The organism is Xylanimonas allomyrinae, assembly GCF_004135345.1.
Lineage (GTDB): Bacteria > Actinomycetota > Actinomycetes > Actinomycetales > Cellulomonadaceae > Xylanimonas > Xylanimonas allomyrinae.
The window spans coordinates 2822634-2845883 of sequence record NZ_CP035495.1 but is presented as its reverse complement, the minus strand read 5'-3'; the positions used below and the strand labels follow the sequence as shown (position 1 = coordinate 2845883).

Below are 23250 nucleotides of genomic sequence, written 5' to 3'. Positions count from 1 at the left end.
GCCTGGTCGCCCAGCATTTACGCGCACGCAACCTCCCGGTACGGGCGCGGTTAACACACGGCCCCCACGCTAGGCAGAAGTCCGGGCATCGAGGCCCTCCCCGCAAGACCCGCCCACGCGGGTACGACCGGAAGGAGCGTCCGCCATGGACGTGCCGAAGTACCTCGAAGTGCTGTGGAACCACCGCCGTCTGCTGGTGGTCGGTTTCGTCGTCGCCGTGCTCGCCGGCCTGCTGGCCGGGTTCACGCTCCAGAACGGGCGGATCGTCTCGCGCGCCGTCCACTCCTACGCGGCGTCGACGACCGTGCTGGTCGGCAGCCCCCATCAGCCGCTCTACCAGGCCGAGATCCCGGGGCAGACGCTCACGCAGGGGCAGTCCGCGCCCGTCCAGAAGGACCTGAGCCAGGCCGCCGTCGTGTACGCGTACGTCGTCGCGGGCGCACAGGTCCGCGCGAGCGTCGAGGGCGAGGTGGGGGCGCTCGCGGACGACGAGCAGATCACGGCGCTGCGCCGCACCACGCAGCCCGGCGGAGACGAGAAGTTCCCCGGCAGGCTCGCCCTGCCGATCCTCGACGTCGTCGGCGTCTCCAGCGATCCCGGTCGCGCCGAGCGGATCTCCCGCGCCGCGACCACGGCCTTCGTGACCGAGGTCGCGCACGAGCAGGACGCCAGCGCCATGCCCACCGAGCAGCGCATCGAACTGACGACGCTCGCCGAGGGCGACGCCGTCGAGGCCGACTCCTCCAACGCGGCGATCCCCGTGGTCGTGACGGCGCTGGGCGTGATCCTCGTGTTCGTCGCGCTCGCGTTCATCCTGGAGAACGCCCGCCTGCGGCGTGGTGAGGTCGGCCCGGCCCACCACGGTCGGCGCTCCCGAGGGCGCGCCAGGCGGCGTGGGGCGGCGGAGCGACCCGAGAAGCTCGGCGGGATGGCCGCCGACCCGGCGGGCGGTACCGCCTCGTCCGTGGGCGGTCCCTCCGGTCTCGACGGCGGGAGTGTCGACGGCGGGGGTCTCGACGGCGCGGCGGTCGCCGGTGACGTCGAGCGCGTCCCGGCCGGCGCCGGCGAGCGCTGATCGGGGTCCGACGTGACGACGTCGGCCGTGGCCTCGCGCCCCACGCGGCGGGAGGCGGCCTGGATCGCCACCGTCGCTGCCGTTCTCCTCGCCGCGGCGTGGCTGCTGCCCCCGCCCTTCGCGGGGGCGGCAGCCGTCGCGGCCGCGGGCGTGTACCTGGCCCGCGGGCTGCTGCGGCGCCGCGAGACCTGGCTGTTCCTCCTGGTCGCGGTGATCCTGTTCGTGCCCATCCGCCGGTACGCGATCCCGGTGCCGCTCCCGTTCGCGCTCGAGCCGTACCGCGTGCTCGTGACGCTGACGCTGCTCGTCGTCGTCGCCGACCTCCTGGTCGACCCGGCGTTCCGGTGGCGGCCCGTGCGGTTCGGCGTCCCGGTCGCGGCGTTCCTCGCGACCATGGCCCTGTCGATCGTGGTCAACGCGCGGTCGCTCAGCGAGGGAGGGCTGTTCGGATCGGCCGTGGGCGGGTTCGTCAACCTGCTGATCGCACCGATCGTGCTCGTCGTCGTGCGGCAGCTCGTGCGGACGCGGCGGGTCGTGACGGTTCTGCTCACGGGGCTGTCCTGGTCCGGGGCCGTCATCGGCGTGGCGGCGATCGCCGAGCGGGCGACGCACGTCAACGTCTTCCTCAAGCTGGGCGCCGTCCTGCCGCTGGAGCTGCTGCGGGACGTCGACGTGTCGCTGCGGGCCGGCGGGGCGCGCGCGTACGGCTCGGCCCAGCACCCCATCGCGCTCGCCGTGCTGCTGTGCATGCTGCTGCCGATCGGTGTCTACCTCGCCCGGTACGCGGACTGGCCGCGCCACCCCGTCAACCGCCGCCTCTTCTACGCCGGGGTCATCGCGCTGACGATGCTCGGCCTGGCCGCGGCGATCAGCCGTACCGCCGTCGTCGTCCTCGGGGCGATGTTCCTCCTTGCGGCCGTGCTGCGCCCGCAGCTCGCGCGGCTGCTGTTCGTCGTCGGCGTGCCCGTGCTGCTGCTCGGGACGCTGGTCTCGCCCAAGGTCGTCGGCACGCTGGTGGGGTCGTTCCTCGACCCGGACGCCCTCGTGGCGTCGCAGTACACCTCCGCCGGGTGGACGGGGGCGGGCCGGCTGGCCGACCTCGCGCCCGCGACGGCGCTCGCCCTGCAGCACCCGTTCTTCGGGACCGGGGTGGGGTCGCGCGTCGTGGTGGGCGACGATGCCAACGCGTTCATCCTCGACAACCAGGTGCTCGGCACCCAGCTCGACGCGGGGGCCGTCGGGGTGCTGGGTCTCGCGCTGCTCGTGCTCGTGCCCCCCGTGATGCTCGTGCGGCACGCGCTGCGCAAGGACGTGCCCGAACGCGACGCGATGCTCGCGTTCGCCCTCGCCACGAGCGGCGTCGGGTACGCGGCCGCCCTGTTCTTCTATGACGCGTTCGGGTTCCTCCAGACGTTCCTGCTGCTGGCGATCCTCCTGGCCGTCGGGGCATGGCTCATCACCGACGCGTGGCGGCCGCGCGCACGGGCCGACGCCGGGGTGCACGCGGGCGGGGCAGACGCCGTCGGGCCGGATCCCCTCGGGCCGGATCACGTCGGGCCGGACCCGGTCGCGGCAGGTGCCGACGCCGGGGCGAGGTCCCGATGAACCCGGCCGCGTCCGTGGTCATCCCGGCCCACGACGAGGCCGCCGTGCTGCCCGGGCTGCTGGCCCCCCTGACGAGCGCGGGGTTGTTCGAGGTCGTCGTCGTCGCGAACGGGTGCACCGACGCGACGGCCGCGGTGGCGCGCGCCGCGGGGGCGCGCGTCGTCGAGATCGCCGCGCCGTCGAAGACGGCGGCGCTCAACGCCGGCGACGCCGCAGCCCGGGCCTTCCCCCGCGTGTACCTCGACGCCGACGTCGCCGTCGGCCCGACGGCGCTGCTCGCCCTCGCCGACGCGTTGCGGGCCCGCCCCGGCCCGGTCGTCGGAGCCCCGACCCTGCGCGTCGACACCGCGGGGGCGAGCTGGGCCGTGCGGCAGCACTACCGGGTGTGGGCGCTGAGCGACTACCGCCGCGCGGGGCACGTGGGCTCGGGAATCTACGCCGTCAATGCGGCGGGCCGCGCGCGGTGGGGCCAGTTCCCCGACGTCGTCGCCGACGACAGGTTCGTGCAGCAGCTCTTCGCTCCCGCGGAGCGGGTCACGCTGCCGGACCACGTGTTCGCGGTCCGCTCGCCGCGCACGATGCGTGCGTTCTGGCGCCGCGCGACCCGGATCCACCGCGGCAACCAGGAGCTGAGAGGCGTGGTCGTCGCTGGACCGGGGTCGACCGGAGCCGCCGACGCGGGCCCCGGCGGGCCACGTCGGACGGCGTCCGGTGCAGCCGGCCGGAGCGCGCAGAAGGGCCGGAGCGCGCAGGCCGGCCGGAGCGCGCAGAAGGGCCGGAGTGCGCAGGGGGCCCGGCCGACAGCGCGGGCGGGAACGCGCAGGCGGGCCGGACGGGAGGTGCGGGCCGGGCCGGGTGGGTCGGGCTCGTGCGACGTGTGGCGGGGCGGCCGGGGATGTGGCCGGCGTTCGTCGTCTACTGCGTCGGGTACGGGGTCCCGGCGCTCCGGGCACGCGTCGAGGCGGCCATGCGCCGGCCGGTGGCCTGGAACCGCGACGAGACCACGCGTGCCGGGACGGTCCACGTAGCCGAGCCCTATGGGAACCGGGCACACGAGACCCCACCGCAGGAATCCCTGCCCCGCTTGACCCCGCCTCACGAGACCCCGCCTCACGAGACCCCGGTGCGGGCATGACCGCCACCCAGCCCCGGGGCGGCCTCGCGCACACGGCGTCGCGCGGCGTCGCGGTGACCATGGGCGGGCTCTGGTCGCGGTCGCTCGTGCAGCTCGCGTCGACGGTCGTGCTCGCGCGCCTGCTGCTGCCCGCCGACTTCGGTCTCGTCGCGATGATCATGGCGATCGTCGGCGTCGCCGACCTGTTGCGCGACTTCGGCATGACGGGCGCCATCGTGCAGGCGCGTGAGCTGAGCGACCGGACCTGGTCGGGAGTCCTGTGGTTCTCCGCCGGGCTGGGCCTTTTGCTCACCGGGGTCGTCGCTGCGGGCGCCCCGCTCGTCGCGACGCTCTACGACGAACCTCGCCTGACCGTCCTGACCCTCGCCATCGCCCCGACGCTGCTGCTCAACGGCCTGGCCATGCCGCTCCAGGCGCGCGCGCAACGCGACCTGCGCTTCGGCCTGCTCGCGCGCATCGACGTCACGTCGATGACCGCGGGCGTGGCCGGGTCGATCGGGGCGGCGCTCGCCGGATGGGGCGTGTGGTCGCTCGTCGTCCTCGCCGGGCTGGGGCAGGTCACGCGGCTGGTCGAACTGTGGATCGCCGTCCGGCCCCGGTTCGGCCGTCCGCGCGTCGAGCGCGAGGTGCTGCCGCTCGTCGGCACCGGAGGGTCGATCCTGGGCGTCCAGATGCTCAACTACGCGGCCCGCAACCTGGACAACGTCATCGTCGGCCACCAGCTCGGGTCGGCCGTCCTGGGCCAGTACTCGCGCGCCTACTCGCTGTTCCTGCTGCCGTTGCAGCAGCTCACCGGCCCGCTGGGACGTGTCGCTCTGCCTGTGCTCTCGGCCCTGCGTGACGACGGCGAACGCTTCCGCCGGTACGTGCGCTCCGCGATGCTCGTCATCGGGTACGCGGCCCTGCCCGGGTACGCGCTCCTCGCCGGCACGGCTCGCCCGCTCGTCGCCGTGGCCCTCGGGCCGCAGTGGCACCTCGCCGCCACGTTGTTCGCGATCCTCGCCGTGGCGGGAGTCGCGCAGGCCGTCGGCAACGTCCAGGGCTGGCTGTACATCGCGCTCGGGCGGGCCCACCGTCAGCTCGGGTACTACCTCGTCACGCGGCCGATCGTCGTCGCCGGGTTCGTCGCCGGCATCGCGTGGGGCGGCGTGCAGGGGCTTGCGCTGGTGTACGGCGTCGTCACCTGTGCGCTGCTCGTGCCGGGGTTCGCGTACGCGATCCGGGGCACGTTCGTGCGCGCGTCCGACGTCGTCCGGCCGCTGCTGCGACCCGCCGCTCTCGTGCTGCCCTGCTTCGGCGCGGCGTACGCCGTGTCCCGGTTCGCGGGGTCCCGGTTCGCGGGGTCATGGTTCGGCGGGTCATGGTTCGGTGGGGGCGACGGGCCGGCGGGCAGCTCCTCGGCGTCCGGTGCGGTGCCCGACGTCGTCGTGCTGGCGCTGGCGCTCGCGGCCGGGATCGCGGTGCTTGCCGCGGCCTTGGTGCTGCCCGGGTACCGCCGTGATCTCGCGCGCATCGTGTCGTTCGCGCGGCAGGTTCGCACGCCCCGCCCGCCCGCACCCGAGGAGCATCCACCCGCCCCGGACGGGCCGACCCCAGGCCACCGCGCCTCGAACGGGCCGGCCCCGGACGAGCCTGCCTCAGGCCTTGGCGCCCCGGACGGCCCAGACCCGGACCGTCGCACCGCGGGCAGCCCTGACCGACCCGCACCAGATCGGCCCACCCCCGACCAGACCGTGAGGGCAGCATCATGAGAAGCGACTCCAGAATCTCGGCGTTCCGTGCCGCCGCCGCGGCTGCCCTTCCGATCACACTCCCGATCACACTCCCGATCGTCCTCCCGATCGCCCTCGTCATGGCCGTCGCCGCCGGCTGCTCGTCCGGCGGTCCGGCGGCCCCGCCCGACGCCGGATCTGCCACGCCTACCTCCGCGCCCGCGTCCGGCGCACCCGGGGGGAGGGCGTCGCGCGGATCGCGGCCGTGGGTGACTCGATCACGCTGGGCGTCAACGCGTGCACCGAGGCGGGCCCGTGCCTCGACGACTCGTGGGCGGTGGGCACCTCGCCCGACGTCGACTCGTTCGCCGCCCGGCTCGCAGGCTCGGGTGCGCGCCCGACGACGCTGCCGTTCGCGCTCGAGGGTGCCACCGTCAAGGAGGCGCTCGACCATGTCGAGGACGTCATCGACCAGAAGCCCGACGTCGTCACCGTGCTCCTGGGTGCGAACGACGCGTGCGCGCGCACCTTCGACGACATGACGCCGACCGACCGCTTCACCGCCGAGATCACGACCCTGCTCCAGCAGCTCGCCGAGGGCCTTCCCGACGCGACCCTGCTCGCGCTCTCGGTACCCGACCTCAACCAGATCTGGGAGCTCGGCAAGAGCGACCCGGACGCCGTCGGGCTGTGGAACAAGAGCCCGAGCTGCCGCTCGCTGCTGTGGCACGCCGACTCCGTCTCGGCCGACGACGCCGAGCGCCGCGCGGCCGTCGCCGAGCGCGTCCAGCAGTTCAACTCGTCGATCGCCGCTGCCTGCTCGGCGCTGCCCACGTGCGTCTCCGACGGCGGGGCGCTGCACGACGTGCGCTTCGGCGACGGCGACGTGTCCGACATCGACCACTTCCACCCGTCGCAGCGGGGGCAGGCGAAGATCGCCGAGGTCGCCTGGCAGACGTGGCAGTCACGGACCGGTGCCGGGGCGAGGGCCGCAGGATGAGGCGGCCCCGCTTCGTGACCGTGGCGCTGATCGCCGGGACGGTGCTCGGCGTCGACGTCCTCGCGGGCTGCACGGGCGACCCCGCACCCGAGGCGGAGGAGTCCACGCAGGTGCCCGCCGTCGTGCCGTCGGGCCCGGCGTTCTACGCGAGCCCGCAGGGCACGGGCGACTGCCACACGCCGGAGACGGCGTGCGCGCTGGCCACGGCGCTCGGGGTCGTGGTGCCCGGCGGCACGGTGCTGCTCGCGGCCGGCGAGTACGGTTCGATGGAGCTGACCGGCGACGACCGGCTCGCCACGTTCGACCCGCCCGCCGTCGTCGAGGCCCCGGACGGGGTGACGGCGAGCTTCGACCGGCTGTCGGTCAAGGTTCCTGGGGTCACGTGGCGGGGGCTGCGGGTCACCGGAGTGTGGTTCGTGGACGGGCCCGCGAAGGGCACGCGCATCGAGCGCGCCCACCTCGACGGCACCGGGCTGTTCGTGCGGTCGCAGGGCGTGACCGTCGTGGACTCGCTGTTCGAGAACGGCAGTTCCGTGGACGGCATCCAGATCGGTGGCGCCCAGGACGTGCTGATCGAGGGCAACACGGTGCGCGACTACGACCAGGGCAAGGACAACGGCCTGCACGCCGACTGCATCCAGGTCTTCGACTCGTCGGACGTGACGATCCGCGGCAACAAGCTGTCCAACTGCTACAACGCGGGCCTGATCATCTCGCCCGGACGCCGCAAGGGCAGCGACAACCTGCTCATCGAGTCGAACTACATCCAGGGCTGTGTCGTCAAGACGGACAAGTGCCGGGGCGGTTCCGCGACCGACCTGCGCGAGCTCACCGTCACCAACATCACCGTCCGCAACAACACGTTCCTCAACGGGTCCGTGCGCGTGGACCCGCTCGTCGGCATGGTGTTCGACCGCAACATCGTCGAGTACCTGTCGACATGTGACGCGCCGGTGACGAACTCGGTCATCGAGAAGTGGAACACCAAGACGTGCAAGGTTCCCGAGGTCATCGGCCGCGACGGGAACCGGGCGGGCGTGGTCCGGTTCGCCGACCGCGACGCGGGCGACCTGCGGTTGACCGACGTCGACTCCGCGCGCATCACGCCGTCAGGCGACCGGACGCCGGCGAAGGCAGCGATCGACGGGAAGCCGATGAGCCCCGAGGTGGCGGGCGCGTCGATGGGGTAGGAGAAAACCCCTCACCGTCGGGTGGTCCGGCCGGCCCGACGGCGAGGGGACCCGCTCACCCCGCGGTGACGGGGGTGTCGAGATCGATCGGCGGAGCCTCGACGCGGCGCGTGGCACGCGCCGCGGCCTCCTCCAGGTCCGCGACCGTGAGCTCCTCGGGGCCTTGGCGACGGCGAGCCCGCGGCGCTCGAGTTCGCGCGCGATCTGGAGCTGGTGGTCGTCCACGTGCTCGCCGTGCCGGGCCAGGCGCGGCACCAGCACGGGGCAGTGCCCCTGCTCGAACGCCGTCAGGGCCGAGCCGGTCCCCGCGTGCGCGATGACGACGTCGGCCTCGCCGATCGCCTGCGACAGCTCGTCGTGCGGTACGCCGGCCCGCGCGTCGGGCACGCCGAGCGCGGCGGCCTCGCGCGCCCCTGTCGGCCCGAGCTGCCACAGCACCTCGCACCCGGCGAGCAGCGGGACGACGGCGCGCAGCAGGCGCGCGAACCCGTACTGCTCCTGCGTGCCCAGGGTGACGACCGCGCGCCGCACCGGCCGGGACGCGCGCGGGGGAGCGGGGGCGAAGGAGTCGAAGATCGATCCGTGGTAGCTCCACGCCTCGTCCGCCCATCCCGGGTACTGCGTGAACGTGGTGACGCGCGGGTCGTGCATGAGGATGCGGCCGCTCACCGAGGGGCCGTCGGCGCGTGCCGCGCTCTCGATGTACAGCGCGCGGGCGCCGCGCCGGGCGGCCCACGGCAGGAACGAGACCGCCGGGCTCGACCCGGTGCTGACCGCGAGGTCGAACCGGCGTGAGGCCAGCACGTGGTGCGCGCGGCCGAGCGTGCGCAGGATGCTGAACGCGTCGCGGGGGGCGGCGTACGGGAGGGTGAAGACCTCGCGGCCCGCGAGCAGCGTGCGGCTGAGCGGGTTGTCGAACGTGGCCCACGTCTGGTCGTCGGGTGCGATACCGAGCCGCGCGGCGAGCGCGAAGAGCTGCTTGAGGTGCCCTCCGCCGGAGCAGATGAGCAGTGCGGAGCTGGTCATGGTGGTCCTACCTTCCGGAGGGGCCCATGCCGGGCCGTTCCGCGAACTTCCTCCGGTCGGAGGGAGCCGGTCAGTAGGCGCCGTCGTGCGCGACGACGGCGCGGACGGTGCGCAGCAGCACCAGGAGGTCGAGCGTCAACGACCAGTTCTCGACGTAGTAGAGGTCGAGGCGGACGCTCTCCTCCCAGGTGAGCCGCGAGCGGCCGCTCACCTGCCACAGCCCCGTCAGGCCGGGCTTGATGAGCAGGCGTCGCTCGGCGGGGCGCTCGTACTGCTCGACCTCGCGCGGCAGCGGCGGCCGGGGCCGACGAGGCTCATGTCGCCGCGCAGCACGTTCCACAGCTGCGGCAGCTCGTCGAGCGAGCCGCGGCGCAGGAACCGGCCCACGCGCGTGACGCGCGGGTCGTCACGCACCTTGAACAGCACGCCGCCGTCGCTCTCGTTGGCGTGCTCGAGCTCGTCCCGGCGAGCCTCGGCGTCGACCACCATGGAACGGAACTTGAGCATCAGGAACCGTCCGCCGCGCTGGCAGACCCGTTCCTGCCGGAAGAGCACGGGACCGCCGTCGTCGAGCCGGACCGCGATCGCGACGGCGGCGAGCACGGGCGCCAGCAGGGTGAGCGCGGTCGCCGCGCCGACGACGTCGAAGACGCGCTTGAGCACGTGGTTGACACCGGAGTGCTGGGCGAGGTCCACGTGGACCATGGGCAGCCCGTCGAGCGGGCGCAGGTGGACGCGTGGTGCGGCGACGTCGGTGAGCTGCGACACGAGGATGAGCTCGACCTTCGCGTCCTCGAGCGACCAGCCCAGGTCGCGCACCCGGTCGCGGCCACCCGGCAGCTCGCCTGCGACGATCACGGCGCGCGTGCGGGTGCGGCGCGCGACGCCCACGAGGTCGGCGAGCGGGACGGCGGGAAGGGTGCCGGTGGACAGCGTGCCGGTGGACAGCGTGCCGGTGGACAGCGTGCCCGTGGAGAGCAGGCCGGTGGAGAGCGTGCCTGCGGCGTCGTCCGTGCTGGCCGGGTCCACGCCGGCCGGGTTCGTGCTGGCCGGGTCCGCATCGGTGAGGCTCACGGCGATGGGCCGGTATCCGGCGCGCAGGTTCGAGCGGAGCTGCCCCACCACCTGCGCGACCTCGGCGGCGGGGCCCGCGACGATCGCACCCGTGAGACAACGGTCGGCGCGGCGCAGACGCTGGAGCGCGTCGCGCCACAACCAGCGCCCGACCACGAGCAGCACGAGACCCATGGGCAGCGCCACGGCCAGGTACCCGCGTGCGATCTCCAGCCGGCCCAGGAACGCGACGATCGCGAGGGCACCGAACGTCAGCAGCGTCGTACCGAGCACGCGCTGGTACTCCAGCAGCCCGACGCCGATCGCGCGCACCTCGCGGGACCGGGTCAGGGCCAGCAGCCAGGCCAGGCCCAGCAGCACGGCGAGCCACGCGTAGGACACGTACTCGTGAGCCGACCACGCCGGAGCGCTGAACCGGACGACGTACGCGGCCGCCAGGGACAGGCCGATGGCTGCGGCGTCCGTCAGCAGCAGTGCGGCCGTGAGCTTGCGCCGCCACGACGGGCGGCGCGGCTGCCAGTCGACGGCGGGGGCCGGGCGTACGCCGAGGGAGCGTGCTGGGCCGGCCTGGCTCGTGGGATGCGCGGCGGGCTCGTGCCTCGGTGCGGGGTGTGTCGTGACGGACGCGGCGGTCGTGGCTGGGCTCATGCGGTCCCCCTGGTCGGGCGCCTGCACTGACGGACGGTGCGGCCCTCCGTCGACCGGCGCCGACCGGGGGCGTGGTCGACGTCGACGGTTCTGTGTTGAGCCGACCGGTGGACGCGCTGTGCGACCTCCGGCCTTGCGTCCATCACACAGGGGTGTGCGGCGCGCACGCCAGGGGCTGAGCCATGCTTTTACCTCGCCGACGGCGAGAATTCATGGACCGGAAACGATTGCGGCAGATCGCTCAGCCGGTGACCCCGCGCAGGGCGAGGTCGAGCACCGTGCGATGCCGGTGGCCCCACGAGCTCGCCTCGACGAACGCGACCCGCTCGTCCTCCGTCAGCGGCCCGGCCGTCAGCGCGGCGTCGACGGCGTCGGCGAACTCCGCCACGTCGTCGAGCAGCGTGACGCGCGGGTGGATGCCGCGCACCGGCGGCAGGTCGGTCGCCAGCACCGGCAGACCAGCCGCGAGGTACTCGTACACCTTGAGCGGGCTCATCGCCTCGGTCAGCCGTGTGCGACGGTGAGCGAGCAGCGCGAGGTCGCACGCCCGCAGCGCCGCGACCAGCTCGGCCCGGCCCACGCCGTCGTGCACGTGGACGTTGGCGATCCCGCGCAACGGTGCGACGTAGGCGGGGTTCGGCAGCGGGCCCAGCAGCACCACGCCGAGGTGCGGGCACGCCGCGGCGAGCGCGGCGACGCCGTCGACGTCGAGCCGGTCGTCGAGCGTGCCGACGTAGATCGCGCGCGGCCCGGGGATCGCCTCGAGCCACGGCGGCGCCGGAGGCGGCGGGCCGAGCCACTCGGCCGGCTCGACCCCGTTGGGCACGACGGCGGCCGGTCCGCGCGGGTTGATGCGGTCGAGGATCTCCGCGCTCACCGCGGCCACCGCGACCCCGGCCGCGGCCAGGCGCTCGTACGCCGTGCGGTAGGCGTCCCAGTAGGTCCGCCGCGCCTGCGAGCTGAGCCAGTCGTCGCGCGCGAAGTAGGTCACCGGACCCGCCCAGCGCAACGGCGCGAACCCCGCCACGAGCGGGTTCGTCGTGAGCACCGCGGGCCGCTCGTGGTCACGCGCCGCCCGGCGCACCGACCGGTCGTAGGCGACGTACTGGGCCTCGATCAGTCCGACGTCGGCAGGGTCCGCGCGCCGCAGACGCGCGGGCGTGTGCAGGCGGGCGCGCGGCGACGCCGGGAACGGCACGTCACGGCGTAGCGCCCGCCGCGCGGCGAGCGCGGGCGCCGACCGCCACGGGTTGACGACGAGCAGCCGGCGCACCTCCTCGCTGCGCAGCAGGGTGCCCAGCAGGCGGTCGGGCGGGCGCATCATGCCGCGCCGGACGGCGTCGTCCCAGGTCTCGTAGCTGAAGGTGAAGACGACGTCGGTGCCCGTGGGGCTGCCCAAGGGGTCGTGCGTAGGGTTGCGCGCGGGGTCGTGCGTGGGGCGTGGCGTGGGGCTTGGCGTGGGGCTTGGCGTGGGGCGTGGCGTGGGGCTGCCTGCCTGGATCCTCTCCGCGTTGCTCATGACGGCAGCTCCCGCAGCACGCGGGCCGGCGTCCCGGCAGCGACGGTGCGTGCGGGCACGTCGGCACGCACCACGCTGTTCGCCCCGACGACGGCTCCCGCGCCGATCGTCACACCGGGCAGCACCACGACGTTCTGCCCCAGCCACGCCCCCCGCCCGATGCGGACCGGCGCCACGCGCGTCAGCGGCTGATCGCGGATGAACGCGTCGGGGTCGTCGAACCCGTGAGCGTGGTCCGACACGTACACGCCCCGAGCCATCGCCACACCGTCCTCGATGACGACGCTCTCGACCGCACTGATCGACGTCGTGTTCATCCGCACCCGGTCGCCCAGCGTGAGCGCCACGTCGTCGCCGCGCGCGGGCACGATGAGCCACGACCCCGCCCCGATCAGGGCGCCCGCACCGATCGCGATGCGGTGCGGGTTGCCCACACGGAACGGCAGCAGGATGCGTGAACCACGGCCGAACTCGGCGAAGCCTCGAGCGGCGATGAGGCTGAACGCCGCGTCACGCGCACGCTGCACGCTCAGGAACACGTCAAGGCCGTTCACGGTGCCTCCGGTAACGGGAGCGGTAACGGGAGCGGGAGCGGGAGCGGGCTTGCCGGGTTCACGGGAGCGGGAGTACGCGGGTCCCCCATCCACAGATCCGCCGGGAACGCCGCGAGCAGCGGTTCAGGGTCCCAGGTCGGGGGCTCCTCGCCGCCGCGGCGCACGGCCTCGTCGGCGCTCGCGGCCGGGTCGAAGGCGGTGCGGCCGGTGCCGAGGTAGTAGTCCTCGTACTTGAACGGGTCTTCGTGCCCGGCCGCGACGGCTCGCGCGGGGATGCCCAGCGACTCCGCGACGACGATGCCGTGCAACGACGACCCGACGACGAGACGGCTGCGCGCGATGCGTTCGAGCACCTGGTCGAGCGGCGCCGTGGGGGAGAGCACGTCAGGGTGTCCGCGGTAGGCGGGCAGGTCGTGCACGTTGGGGACGACGGTCACGTCGTACACCGGGTCGGCGGCCCACGCCCGCAGCCGCGCGTCGAGCAACGGCAGCAGCAGCGCCGGGTCGCCGTACACCGCGGGCGCCTGGATGCCGAGGCCTGCGAGCGCGTCGCGGGTGCGGGGACCGCGCACGGCCCGCACGTCCAGGCGCCGCGCGCGCAGTGCGGACAGCGGGATCTTCCCGTTGATCCCGCTGCCCCACACCGTGTCGCCGTCGCGGGCGAGGTGGAGGATCGATCCCACGGCCAGCAGCCGCGAGACGGGCGTCGCGGCGCCGTCGGTGGCCTGGTCCGCGGGCGAGAGCCCGCGATCCGCGAGCAGGTGCCCGACGACGACGGGGCCGAGCAGGTCACCGAAGTTGTCCACAGGCACGGCGGGGTGCCGCCCGAGCAGGCGTTCGCCGAGGGTGCGTCGCCGTCGTCGCAGGGGGTTCCAGTGCACGACCTCGATCTGGGCCATGGGATCTCCTGCGGGGATCTCGTCTCGCTCGGGCCCACCCGTGCGGGTGACGCCCGTCACGGAAGCGTAGGCGAGATCTCCGGTTCGCGGGAGAGGTCCGGGAGGGTGACGTCGGCGGGAGAGCGGTCGGCGCGCAGCCAGACCCACCCCGCGACCAGCACGTAGGCGACGGCCAGCGCGCCGAACAGCCCGCGCGACCACCCGTCGTCGGGAACGAACAGCGCGGCGAGCACGGCCGCGCCGACGAACGCGGCGTTGTACAGCACGTCGTAGAGCGCGAACGCCCGGCCGCGGAAGGCGTCGTCGGTGTCGCGCTGCACGATCGTGTCGACGGCGATCTTGGCCGCCTGCGCGGCCAGCCCCAGCAGGCCCGCACCCGTCAGGACGACGGCGCGCGCCGGCGTCGTGCACAGCAGGAGCTGTGACGCGGCGGCGAGCAGCAGCATGAGCGCGATCCACGCCTGCGGGCCCGTGAACCGTGACAGCGTGGGGGTGACGACGACGGCGGCCGCGCCGCCGACAGCCGTCAGGCCGAGGATCACGGCGAACGTGCCGAGGCCCGCGGCCGAGTCGCCGGGTGCGGCGAGCAGGTTGCGCGCGATGAGGATCGACGCGATGAACACCACGCCGTACAGGAACCGGTGCGCGGCCATGACGAGCAGGGCCTGGCCGGGAGTCCGTCGCGCGGCGAGGTAGCGTGCGCCCGCGGCGAGGTCGCGCAGCACGGCGGAGACGTCGTCGCGCAGGTTGCCGCGGCGCGGATCGGTGGGGCCGAGCTGGTCGCGGTGCAGCCGCTGGGCGGCCAGCGCCCCGAGCAGCATGACGACGGCGGCACAGGCGAGCGCCGTGGCGTCGGCGCCGCGACCCGGCGGCAGCACCCACGCGACGACGAACCCGACGCCGCCGCCCACGAAGGCGGCCCCGGCACCCAGCGTGGGCGTGATGGAGTTGGCCGTCAGCAGCAACGGACCGGCGACGACGTTCGGCAGGCCGGCCGACAGCCCCGCGAGCAGGAACCGGTTGACCGACAGCGCGGCCAGGCCCAGCACCAGCACCCCCCACGCGTCGGGGCTCGCGATCATGACCGTCGCGGCCATGCCGAGCGTGAGCACGGCGCGCACCGCGTTGCCGAGCATGAGCACCTGGCGGCGGCGCCACCGGTCGAGCAGCACGCCGGCGAACGGCCCGACGATCGTGAACGGCGCGAGCATGAGCGCGTACCGCCCGGCGACCGCGGCGGCGGACCCCGCGGCGTCGGGCGAGAAGAACCACGCCGAGGCGAGACCGACCTGGAACATCCCGTCGGCGGCCTGCGACACGAGCCGCACGGTCAGCAGCTTCCGGAACCCGCTGAGCCGCAGCAGCTCGCGTAACTCGCCCGTCACACCCACGAGCTCACCCTAACGACCTCCGCTCCCGGCCCTGCTGCACGATCCACGCGGTTGCGCCCCGCTGAAAGCCGGACGGCCCGGCGCCGAGAGGGTGCTCTCCAGAGCACCGCCTCTGCGCCGGGCCGTCCGTCACGCGCTCGGAACGCCCGCTCGCGCCGGGGGTGGCGGGAGGGGGCGTTCCGAGGCGAGGATCAGCGGTCGAGGTCGCCCTTGATGAAGGCCTCGAGCTGCTCGCGGCCGTGGGTGTCCTCCATCTGGACCGGCGGCGACTTCATGAAGTACGTCGAGGCCGAGAGGATCGGGCCGCCGACGCCGCGGTCCTTGGCGATCTTCGCCGCGCGGATCGCGTCGATGATGATGCCGGCCGAGTTGGGGGAGTCCCACACCTCGAGCTTGTACTCCAGGTTCAGGGGCACCTCGCCGAACGCGCGGCCCTCGAGGCGCACGTACGCCCACTTGCGGTCGTCGAGCCAGGCGACGTAGTCCGACGGGCCGATGTGGACGTTGCGGTCGTCCTTCTTGCCGGCCAGGGGGCCGTCGTGGAGGTTCGACGTGACGGCCTGCGTCTTGGAGACCTTCTTGGACTCGAGGCGGTCGCGCTGCAGCATGTTCTTGAAGTCCATGTTGCCGCCGACGTTGAGCTGGTACGTGCGGTCGAGGATGACGCCGCGGTCCTCGAAGAGGCGGGCGAGCACGCGGTGCGTGATCGTCGCGCCGACCTGCGACTTGATGTCGTCGCCGACGATCGGCACACCGGCGTCCTCGAACTTCTTCGCCCACACGGGGTCGGACGCGATGAAGACGGGCAGGGCGTTGACGAAGGCGACGCCGGCGTCGATCGCGCACTGCGCGTAGAACTTGTCGGCGATCTCCGAGCCCACGGGCAGGTAGGAGACCATGACGTCGACCTTGGCGTCCCTGAGCGCCTGCACGACGTCGACCGGCTCGGCGTCCGACTCCTCGATGGTGGCCGAGTAGTACTGGCCGAGGCCGTCGTTCGTCGGGCCGCGCTGGACGGTCACGCCCAGCGGCGGGACGTCCGCGATCTTGATGGTGTTGTTCTCGGAGGCGTAGATCGCCTCGGCGAGGTCGAACCCGACCTTCTTCGCGTCGACGTCGAACGCCGCCACGAACTCGAGGTCCGACACGTGGTAGTCACCGAACTGCACGTGCATGAGGCCCGGGACCTTGCCTGCCGGGTCAGCGTCACGGTAGTAGTGCACGCCCTGGACCAGGGACGATGCGCAGTTGCCAACGCCGACGATGGCGACGCGGATGGAGGTCATCCTCGCTCCTTCTGATTCTCTCGAGGGTCGCGCGATGCACGGCCCCGTTCTTGGGTGATGAGGCCGTCCAGCCAGCGCACTTCGCGCTCGACCTGCTCGAGCCCGTGTCGTTGCAGCTCGAGCGTGTACTCGTCGAGCCGCTCGCGGGTGCGAGTCGCGGACTCCCGGACCGCCTCGAGCCGCTCGGTGAGCCGGGAACGCCGGCCCTCGAGGATCCGTAGGCGGGTGTCGGCGTCGGTCTGCGCGAAGAGCGCGAAGCGGACGTCGAAGTTCTCGTCCTCCCAGGCCGCGGGGCCCGAGGAGGACAGGACGCTCTGGAGGTGCTCCTTGCCCTCGGCCGTGAGCTCGTAGACGATGCGGCCGCGCCGCCCCGTCAACGAGGGCACCGTGGTCGAGGCGAGAGCAGGGTCGTGCGCCGCGGCGCGCCGGGCGCCACGTGCTGCGGCACGGGTTCCGGCCGAGCCGACCGACGGCGTAGGCTCCATCGTCGCGATGAGCCCGCGTCCCTGCAGGTTGCGCAGGGCCGGGTACAGCGTGCCGTAGGAGAACGCGCGGAACGGGCCGAGCAGCAGCGCGAGCTGCTTGCGCAGCTCGTACCCGTGAAGTGGCGCCGAGCTGAGCAGGCCGAGAATTGCCGTCTCGAGCACTGTCGAGCGACTGCGCACGGCTTCCTCCTCGGTCCTGGTCGATGCGATCGGCGGGTGTCGCCGCCGGGTTCGGGCACTGGGTTCGGGCACTGGGTTCGGGCACTGGGTTCGACATCGGGTTCGACATCGGTTCAACCGCGATGTGCCGCCCGTCGATGTGTCGAGTCGATGTGAACCAACAATCTATCGACTCGATACATCGTAGGGGACGTGACTGTAGGCACGCACCATCGGGTGGCGCAATGTCCCGCGCCCTACGGCGTATGTGAAGGTTCAGAGGAGCCGTGCGGGTCCGTGCGGGGAGAGGCAGCGCGGAACCGCTTGCGCGGCGCCCGACGCCCGGAATCACGCCAGCGGATCGCCTAGTGTTCCCTCGACGGGGGCGGAGCTGTCCGTCCCCGCGGCACGAGAACCAGGAGGAAGTCCGGACGTGGCCACCACAGGGAGCGCAAGGCGCCCGGCGACCCGTCGACGCCGGTTCTGGAACTACCCGCGGCGCGGCAAGGGTCTGATCCACCGCTGGATCCCCTCGTGGCGCTTCGTGGTCGGATCGTTCCTCGGAGTCTTCGCGCTCGGTGCCGGCGTCGTCGTCGCCGCCTATGCGACGACGGAGGTCCCGCACGACCTGGACTCGATCGACAACCAGATCACGACGGTCTTCTTCGCCGACGGCACCACGCCGATCGGGACGCTGGGCGCCGACCGGCGCGTCATCGTGAGCCTGGACGACCTGCCGCCCTACGTCGCGGGCGCCGTCGTGTCCTCGGAGGACTCGACCTTCTGGACCAACCATGGCGTCGACCCGCGCGGCATCGCGCGCGCGCTGTGGAACAACCTGCGGGGCCTGCCCACGCAGGGCGGCTCGACGCTCACGCAGCAGTACGTGGAGCGCACCAAGCTCGACAGCACCACGAGCGTCGTCGGCAAGGCACGCGAGGCGATCATCGCGGTCAAGGTGACCCGCACGACACCCAAGGAACAGATCCTCGAGTCGTACCTGAACACGATCTACTGGGGACGCAACGTGCTCGGCATCGAGGCGGCCTCCCAGGCGTACTTCGGCAAGCCGGCGAGCGAGCTGACGTACTCCGAGGCGGCCCTGCTCGCGGGCATCATCCCCTCGCCCAACAACTGGGACCCGGGCGTCAACGAGGCGCAGGCGCAGCGGCGCTGGCAGCGGTCCATCAACCGCATGTACACCTACGGCTACATCACCGCGGAGCAGCGCGACAACGCCGAGTTCCCGGCCTTCAACCCGCGGCCCGAGGCGTCGAACACCCTCGGCGGCCAGAACGGGTTCCTGCTGCGCATGGTCGAGGACGAGCTCAAGCAGACCGACCAGTTCCGCGACCACCCCGAGCGCATCCGCACGCGCGGCCTCAACATCGTCACGACCATCGACGAGAACCTCCAGAACGCGGCGGCCGCGACGGCCGAGTCGGCGTTCGCGGGCGACAACCCGGCGGACCCCGACCGTCTCTCGGTCGGCCTGGTGTCGATGGACCCGGCCAACGGTGAGCTGCGCGCTGTCTACGGCGGCAAGGACTACGTGCAGCGGCAGTTCAACTTCGCCACACAGGGCCGCGCGCAAGGCGGCTCGACGTTCAAGCCGTTCACCCTCATCGCCGCGCTCGAGGACGGGCATCAGCTCAGCGAGCGCTTCGACGGTCAGAGCCAGATGCCGATCCCCGGATGGGACTCCGACAGCGGGCTCGGGCCTCGCAACTTCGGAGGCCGCAACTTCCACAACATCGACCTGGTCCATGCCACCGCGGACTCGGTCAACACCGTCTACGCGCAGCTCAACATCGAGATCGGGCCGCAGCGCACCGTCGATGTCGCGCACCGGCTGGGCATCCCCGACTCCATCAACATCCCCGCGCTCCCGTCGAACGTGCTCGGGACGGCGAGCGTCAGCACGCTCAACCTCGCGACCGCGTACTCGACGATCGCCGGCGGGGGCAACCGCGTGACCCCGCACATCGTGCGTGAGGTGCGCGGCCTCGACGGGTCGCTCATCTACCAGGGCCCGACCAACCGGACGCGCGAGTTCGACCCCGAGGTGATCGCCGCCGCGACGTACGCCCTGACGCAGGTGGTCGAGGAGGGCTCGGGCACGACGGCGAAGGAGCTGCGCGGCCCCGACGGGCAGCCCCGCCCGGTCGCAGGCAAGACGGGAACCTCCAACGGCAACATCTCGGCGTGGTTCGCCGGGTTCGTCCCGCAGCTGGTGACCGTCGTCGGCCTCCACCAGGAAGGCCTCGACGCCGACGGCAAGGTCGTGGAGGAGTCGATCACGCCGTTCGGCCAGTGGGCCAACGCCCGTGACGGCATCACCGGGTCGACGTTCCCGGTGCGCGCGTGGACCGACTTCATGAAGGTCGCGCTCGACGGCGTGCCGGTCGAGGACTTCCCCGAGTACACCGCGCCGCGCCCGTCACCCAGCGTGGAGCCGTCGCCGACCGAGGAACCCTCCGAGGCGCCCGTCGAGGAGGACTCGCCGGCTCCCGCCGACCCGCAGGCCGGCTGGGTGACCGTTCCCGACGGACTCATCGGACGGCAGGTCAACGACGTCACGGCACGGCTCGAGGCCCTGGGCCTCAAGGTCAAGCTCCAGCCCACGGCGTCGGACCAGCCGAAGTCGGCGGTGCTCGCGGTGAGCTCTGCCGGCGGGACTCGCGTGCCCCCGGGTCGACGCTGCTGGTGACCGTGTCGACAGGGCCGGCTGCGGTCGACCCGAGCCCGCCCCCGTCCGGCGACCAGCCAGCCGACCCACCCGCTGACGGCGGGATCCAAGGGGGGGCGACGCCCGGCGTCGGCACGGGCGGCGGACGGAAGACCTGACCGCCGGACGCTCGTCGCCCCGGCACCCGGCGATCGGGTACCCTGGGTGATTGTCTGTGCCTGCCCGTGAACGGCTGGCACAGCGACGCACTAACCCTCCTGTCACGGATGGACCGTGACCGCCAAGACCAGAGGAGGTGGGTTGTACTCATGCGTCAGTACGAACTGATGGTGATCCTGGACCCTGAGGTCGAGGAGCGCACCGTCGCCCCGTCGCTCGAGAAGTACCTGTCGGTCATCTCGGCCGAGGGCGGCTCCGTCGACAAGGTGGACATCTGGGGTCGTCGCCGCCTGGCGTTCGACATCAAGAAGAAGCCCGAGGGCATCTACGCCGTCGTGGACTTCACCGCCTCGGTCGCGACGGCGAAGGAGCTGGACCGCCAGCTGGGCCTCAACGAGGCCGTGCTGCGGACCAAGATCCTGCGCCGGGACGCTCGCTGAGACCGATCCGAAGCACGAAACCCGCCCTCAGGCCCCCGCATGTCGGTGGCGTCTGATGGGATCGGCCCTCGAGGTGTCGCAGACACGAACGCTGTCGAACGAAGGAGCAAGGCATGGCTGGTGAGACCGTCGTCACGGTGGTCGGGAACCTCGTCGCGGATCCTGAGCTGCGGTTCACGCCCTCGGGCGCTGCCGTCGCGAACTTCCGGATCGCGTCCACGCCACGCACCTTCGACCGCCAGACGAACGAGTGGAAGGACGGCGAGAGCCTGTTCCTGTCCTGCTCCGTCTGGCGTGAGACGGCAGAGAACGTCGCCGAGTCGCTGACGAAGGGCATGCGCGTCATCGTGCAGGGCCGTCTGACGCAGCGCTCGTACGACACCCGCGAGGGTGAGAAGCGCACCGTCGTCGAGCTGCAGGTGGACGAGGTAGGCCCGTCGCTGAGGAATGCCAAGGCGAACGTCTCCCGTACCCAGCGTTCCGGCGGCGGTGGTGGCTTCGGCGGCGGCGGTGGCGGCGCCCAGGGTGGCTACGGCCAGCAGGGTGGCGGCTACGGCGGCGGCCAGCAGGGTGGAGGCTTCGGATCCTCCGGTGGCGGTCAGCAGAACAACGACCCGTGGGCCTCTGCGGGCCCCGCGTCGTCGGGCGGCTCGTTCAACGACGAGCCTCCGTTCTGACGGCCACCTTTCCCCAGATCACCATTTCCTGAAGAAGGAGCAACACCATGGCGAAGCCTGTGGTGCGCAAGCCCAAGAAGAAGTCGAACCCGCTCAAGACGGCCAAGATCGAGGTCGTCGACTACAAGGACACCGCGCTGCTGCGCAAGTTCATCTCCGACCGCGGCAAGATCCGCGCGCGTCGCGTGACCGGCGTCTCCGTGCAGGAGCAGCGCCAGATCGCCCGTGCGGTGAAGAACGCGCGCGAGATGGCGCTGCTGCCGTACTCGTCCTCGGCCCGCTGAGTCAGGAAGGACTGGAGCAATCATGGCCAAGCTGATCCTGACCCACGAGGTCACCGGCCTCGGTGAGCCCGGCGACGTCATCGACGTCAAGGACGGGTACGCCCGTAACTACCTCATCCCGCGCAACCTCGCGACCCCGTGGACCAAGGGCTACGAGTCGCAGGTCGCCGCGATCCGTAAGGCCCGCAAGGCCCGCGAGATCGCGACGCTCGACGAGGCCAAGGCCACGGCCGAGGCGCTCGCCGCGAAGGCCGTCGTCGTCAAGGCGAAGGCCGGCGAGGCCGGTCGCCTGTTCGGTGCCGTCACGACGGCGGACATCGCCGCTGCGGTGACCGAGGCGGGTGCGCCGTCCGTCGACAAGCGCAAGATCGAGATCGCCCAGCCGATCAAGTCGACCGGTGAGTTCACCGTGTCGGTGCGCCTGCACCCTGAGGTGTCGGCCAAGGTCACGGTCAAGGTCGTCGCCGCCTGAGCTGACGCCCTCGCCCGAGAGCTGGCGAGCCCCGGTTCCCCACCCGTCCGGTGGGGGACCGGGGCTTTCGCGTTCGGCGCGGGCCGCGTCGGTTCCGCGGCCGGTCTTGCTTCTTCTGCCGACGGGGCGGCCCTCGGTGGCAGGGGGTGCAGGCGGCGCTCTGCCCGAGCAGCGTCTCGGCGCAGCACCGGCCATCGACGGTGTCGGCGGCCAGAGCACCGGCCATCGGCAGTGTCGGCGCCCGCAGCGCCCGCCGCCAGTGGCGCTGGCGACCGGAGTGCCGGCCATCTCCGGTGCTGGCGCCCGCAGCGCCGGCCACCGCAGCGCACGGGTCGTGCACCGGGTCGCGCGCCGGGTCGCGCGCTGGGTCGCGCGCTGGGTCAGGCGCCGGGGACCATCCAGCGGGTACCCCTCGCTCGCAGCCCTGTGGTCAGGGCGCGCGCGAGCATGAACACCCCGGCGAACGCCGCCCACAGCCACGCCAGGCCGACTGCGCCGTCCGGGGCCCACACGCCCACGGCGAGGGCTGCCGACGCGTAGGCGGCGAGCGTCACCATCCCGACGACGGCCAGGTAGCGGCCGTCCCCGGCACCGATGAGCACGCCGTCGAGCACGAACACCCAGCCCGCCATCGGCATCAGCAGCCCGCACACCGCGAGCCCGGCCGCCACGGCGGCGCGGACGCCGTCGTCGGGGTTGAAGAGCGGTGCGATCCACCATCCGGTCGCGGCGACGAGGACGCCGATCGCGGTGCCCGCGAGCACACCCCAGCGCAGGCAGCGGCCGAGCACGGCGCGCACGTGGCCGAGGTCGCGGGCGCCGAGGCCATGACCGACCAGCGCCTGGGCGGCGATGGCCAGCGCGTCGAGCGCGAAGGCCGCGAGTCCCCAGATGCTGTTGACGACCTGGTGGGCGGCGAGCGTGACGTCGCCGAGGCGCGTCGCGACGGCGACGGTGAGCAGGATCGCGATGCGCAGCGACGCCGTCCGCACGAGCAGCGGCACCCCTGCGGTCACGCTCGCCCAGATCCCGCCTGCGGCCGGTCGCAGCGAGGCGCCGCGGCGTCGGGCGCCACGGACCACGACGACCGTGAGGGTCGCCCCCATGCCGAGCTGGGTGAGCGCCGTCCCGAGGCCCGATCCCGCGATGCCCAGCCCCGCCCCGTAGACGAGGGCGATGTTGACGACGGCGTTGACGACGGCGCCGGCGGACGCGACGGCGAGCGGTGTGCGCGTGTCCTTGAGGCCGCGCAGCACGCCGGTCGCGGCGAGGACGAGCAGCATGCCGGGCAGTCCGGCGGCTGAGGCGCGCAGGTAGGTGACGGCGTGGGTGGCGACGTCGCCGGTGCCGCCGAGGGCGCCCACCGCGGCCGGCGCACCGAGCCACGCGGCGACGCCGAGCGCGACGCCGACGACCACGGCGAGCCACATGCCGTCGATCCCGGCCTGGAGGGCGTCACGCTCACGTCCGGCACCGACGAGCCGTGAGACGACGGCGGTGGTCGCGTAGGCGAGGAAGACGCACAGCCCGACGACGGTGAGCAGCAGGTTCGAGGCGAGCGCGAGCCCGGCGAGCTGGGCCGTGCCGAGTCGGCCGACGACGGCGGAGTCGACCAGGACGAAGAGCGGTTCGGCGACGAGGGCGCCGAGGGCGGGCACGGCGAGCGCGAGGATCTCGCGGTCGAGCGACGGTCCGCGAGCAGGCCCGCGTGACGGCATCTGCTCAGCGCCGGGTCGCGGCGCGCCCGGGGTGCGAGGCACCTCACTCAACT

The 23250-nt window shown here is 73.0% G+C and carries 19 protein-coding genes and 1 pseudogene; 11 read left to right on the top strand and 9 right to left on the bottom strand.

Annotated elements, in window-relative coordinates; genetic code table 11:
- Positions 1 to 145: 145 nt before the first annotated feature.
- The 6 genes from ET495_RS12875 (at position 146) to ET495_RS12855 (ending at position 7717) form a co-directional block, all read left to right on the top strand.
- Positions 146 to 1075: a GumC domain-containing protein gene (locus tag ET495_RS12875; RefSeq protein WP_129205132.1), complete on the top strand. Its 930-nt coding sequence runs from the start codon at positions 146 to 148 to the stop codon at positions 1073 to 1075.
- Positions 1076 to 1102: 27 nt separating this feature from the next.
- A complete protein-coding gene (locus tag ET495_RS17770) occupies positions 1103 to 2680 on the top strand; it encodes a hypothetical protein (protein WP_162616479.1) in 1578 nt (525 codons plus the stop codon).
- Positions 2677 to 3708, top strand: a complete 1032-nt coding sequence (locus ET495_RS12870; protein ID WP_162616478.1) for a glycosyltransferase — start codon at positions 2677 to 2679, stop codon at positions 3706 to 3708. The genes ET495_RS17770 and ET495_RS12870 overlap by 4 nt, the downstream gene beginning before the upstream one ends.
- Positions 3709 to 3811: 103 nt before the next feature.
- Complete coding sequence (locus ET495_RS12865) at positions 3812 to 5566, top strand: lipopolysaccharide biosynthesis protein (RefSeq protein ID WP_129205130.1); 1755 nt, start codon at positions 3812 to 3814, stop codon at positions 5564 to 5566.
- Between the two features lie 226 nt (positions 5567 to 5792).
- Complete coding sequence (locus ET495_RS12860; RefSeq protein WP_162616477.1) at positions 5793 to 6527, top strand: SGNH/GDSL hydrolase family protein; 735 nt, start codon at positions 5793 to 5795, stop codon at positions 6525 to 6527.
- Complete coding sequence (locus ET495_RS12855; RefSeq protein ID WP_129205128.1) at positions 6524 to 7717, top strand: right-handed parallel beta-helix repeat-containing protein; 1194 nt, start codon at positions 6524 to 6526, stop codon at positions 7715 to 7717. The genes ET495_RS12860 and ET495_RS12855 overlap by 4 nt, the downstream gene beginning before the upstream one ends.
- Here ET495_RS12855 and ET495_RS12850 read toward each other — a convergent pair.
- From ET495_RS12850 to ET495_RS12815, 8 genes and pseudogenes are all read right to left on the bottom strand, one after another.
- Positions 7637 to 8743 (bottom strand): glycosyltransferase, encoded by a 1107-nt coding sequence (locus ET495_RS12850; protein ID WP_129205127.1) that lies wholly within the window; start codon positions 8741 to 8743, stop codon positions 7637 to 7639. The genes ET495_RS12855 and ET495_RS12850 overlap by 81 nt on opposite strands.
- Before the next feature lie 70 nt (positions 8744 to 8813).
- Positions 8814 to 10465: pseudogene (locus ET495_RS19470) on the bottom strand (sugar transferase).
- 241 nt (positions 10466 to 10706) lie between these two features.
- Complete coding sequence (locus ET495_RS12840) at positions 10707 to 11984, bottom strand: glycosyltransferase (protein WP_129205126.1); 1278 nt, start codon at positions 11982 to 11984, stop codon at positions 10707 to 10709.
- Positions 11981 to 12538, bottom strand: a complete 558-nt coding sequence (locus tag ET495_RS18880) for an acyltransferase (RefSeq protein WP_129205125.1) — start codon at positions 12536 to 12538, stop codon at positions 11981 to 11983. The genes ET495_RS12840 and ET495_RS18880 overlap by 4 nt, the downstream gene beginning before the upstream one ends.
- Complete coding sequence (locus tag ET495_RS12830) at positions 12535 to 13437, bottom strand: polysaccharide pyruvyl transferase family protein (protein WP_129205124.1); 903 nt, start codon at positions 13435 to 13437, stop codon at positions 12535 to 12537. The genes ET495_RS18880 and ET495_RS12830 overlap by 4 nt, the downstream gene beginning before the upstream one ends.
- Positions 13438 to 13493: 56 nt before the next feature.
- Positions 13494 to 14828 carry an MFS transporter gene (locus ET495_RS12825; protein ID WP_129205123.1) on the bottom strand — a complete coding sequence of 445 codons (1335 nt, stop codon included), beginning with the start codon at positions 14826 to 14828 and terminating at the stop codon, positions 13494 to 13496.
- A gap of 191 nt (positions 14829 to 15019) precedes the next feature.
- Positions 15020 to 16114: an inositol-3-phosphate synthase gene (locus ET495_RS12820; RefSeq protein ID WP_129205122.1), complete on the bottom strand. Its 1095-nt coding sequence runs from the start codon at positions 16112 to 16114 to the stop codon at positions 15020 to 15022.
- The gene (locus ET495_RS12815) at positions 16111 to 16779 is read right to left on the bottom strand and encodes a PadR family transcriptional regulator (protein WP_129205121.1); all 669 of its coding nucleotides are present in this window, start codon (positions 16777 to 16779) and stop codon (positions 16111 to 16113) included. Before ET495_RS12815 ends, ET495_RS12820 begins: the two co-directional genes overlap by 4 nt.
- Positions 16780 to 17191: 412 nt before the next feature.
- Between ET495_RS12815 and ET495_RS12810 the strand changes: the two genes are divergently transcribed.
- The 5 genes from ET495_RS12810 to rplI all read left to right on the top strand — a co-directional run bounded on the left by ET495_RS12810 (position 17192) and on the right by rplI (position 21479).
- Positions 17192 to 19468 carry a penicillin-binding protein gene (locus ET495_RS12810; protein ID WP_245993067.1) on the top strand — a complete coding sequence of 759 codons (2277 nt, stop codon included), beginning with the start codon at positions 17192 to 17194 and terminating at the stop codon, positions 19466 to 19468.
- 287 nt (positions 19469 to 19755) lie between these two features.
- Positions 19756 to 20046: a 30S ribosomal protein S6 gene (rpsF, locus tag ET495_RS12805; protein WP_129205120.1), complete on the top strand. Its 291-nt coding sequence runs from the start codon at positions 19756 to 19758 to the stop codon at positions 20044 to 20046.
- Positions 20047 to 20159: 113 nt separating this feature from the next.
- On the top strand, positions 20160 to 20723 hold the full coding sequence (locus tag ET495_RS12800; protein ID WP_129205119.1) for a single-stranded DNA-binding protein: 564 nt from the start codon (positions 20160 to 20162) through the stop codon (positions 20721 to 20723).
- Between the two features lie 47 nt (positions 20724 to 20770).
- Positions 20771 to 21007: a 30S ribosomal protein S18 gene (gene rpsR, locus ET495_RS12795; protein ID WP_129205118.1), complete on the top strand. Its 237-nt coding sequence runs from the start codon at positions 20771 to 20773 to the stop codon at positions 21005 to 21007.
- Between the two features lie 22 nt (positions 21008 to 21029).
- Positions 21030 to 21479 carry a 50S ribosomal protein L9 gene (gene rplI / locus ET495_RS12790; protein WP_129205117.1) on the top strand — a complete coding sequence of 150 codons (450 nt, stop codon included), beginning with the start codon at positions 21030 to 21032 and terminating at the stop codon, positions 21477 to 21479.
- 380 nt (positions 21480 to 21859) lie between these two features.
- On the opposite strand, the gene ET495_RS12785 is transcribed toward rplI, so the two are convergent.
- Complete coding sequence (locus ET495_RS12785) at positions 21860 to 23197, bottom strand: MATE family efflux transporter (protein WP_129206031.1); 1338 nt, start codon at positions 23195 to 23197, stop codon at positions 21860 to 21862.
- Positions 23198 to 23250: the final 53 nt, after the last annotated feature.

Excerpts from the sequence above, each read along its gene's own strand:
- rpsR (WP_129205118.1), top strand. The coding sequence starts at position 20,771 with ATGGCGAAGCCTGTGGTGCGCAAGCCCAAGAAGAAGTCGAACCCGCTC.
- ET495_RS12800 (WP_129205119.1), top strand. The coding sequence starts at position 20,160 with ATGGCTGGTGAGACCGTCGTCACGGTGGTCGGGAACCTCGTCGCGGAT.
- ET495_RS12875 (WP_129205132.1), top strand. The coding sequence starts at position 146 with ATGGACGTGCCGAAGTACCTCGAAGTGCTGTGGAACCACCGCCGTCTG.
- ET495_RS12865 (WP_129205130.1), top strand. The coding sequence starts at position 3,812 with ATGACCGCCACCCAGCCCCGGGGCGGCCTCGCGCACACGGCGTCGCGC.
- rplI (WP_129205117.1), top strand. The coding sequence starts at position 21,030 with ATGGCCAAGCTGATCCTGACCCACGAGGTCACCGGCCTCGGTGAGCCC.
- ET495_RS12840 (WP_129205126.1), bottom strand. The coding sequence starts at position 11,984 with ATGAGCAACGCGGAGAGGATCCAGGCAGGCAGCCCCACGCCACGCCCC.
- rpsF (WP_129205120.1), top strand. The coding sequence starts at position 19,756 with ATGCGTCAGTACGAACTGATGGTGATCCTGGACCCTGAGGTCGAGGAG.
- ET495_RS12850 (WP_129205127.1), bottom strand. The coding sequence starts at position 8,743 with ATGACCAGCTCCGCACTGCTCATCTGCTCCGGCGGAGGGCACCTCAAG.
- ET495_RS12820 (WP_129205122.1), bottom strand. The coding sequence starts at position 16,114 with ATGACCTCCATCCGCGTCGCCATCGTCGGCGTTGGCAACTGCGCATCG.
- ET495_RS12785 (WP_129206031.1), bottom strand. The coding sequence starts at position 23,197 with ATGCCGTCACGCGGGCCTGCTCGCGGACCGTCGCTCGACCGCGAGATC.
- ET495_RS12855 (WP_129205128.1), top strand. The coding sequence starts at position 6,524 with ATGAGGCGGCCCCGCTTCGTGACCGTGGCGCTGATCGCCGGGACGGTG.
- ET495_RS12870 (WP_162616478.1), top strand. The coding sequence starts at position 2,677 with ATGAACCCGGCCGCGTCCGTGGTCATCCCGGCCCACGACGAGGCCGCC.
- ET495_RS12830 (WP_129205124.1), bottom strand. The coding sequence starts at position 13,437 with ATGGCCCAGATCGAGGTCGTGCACTGGAACCCCCTGCGACGACGGCGA.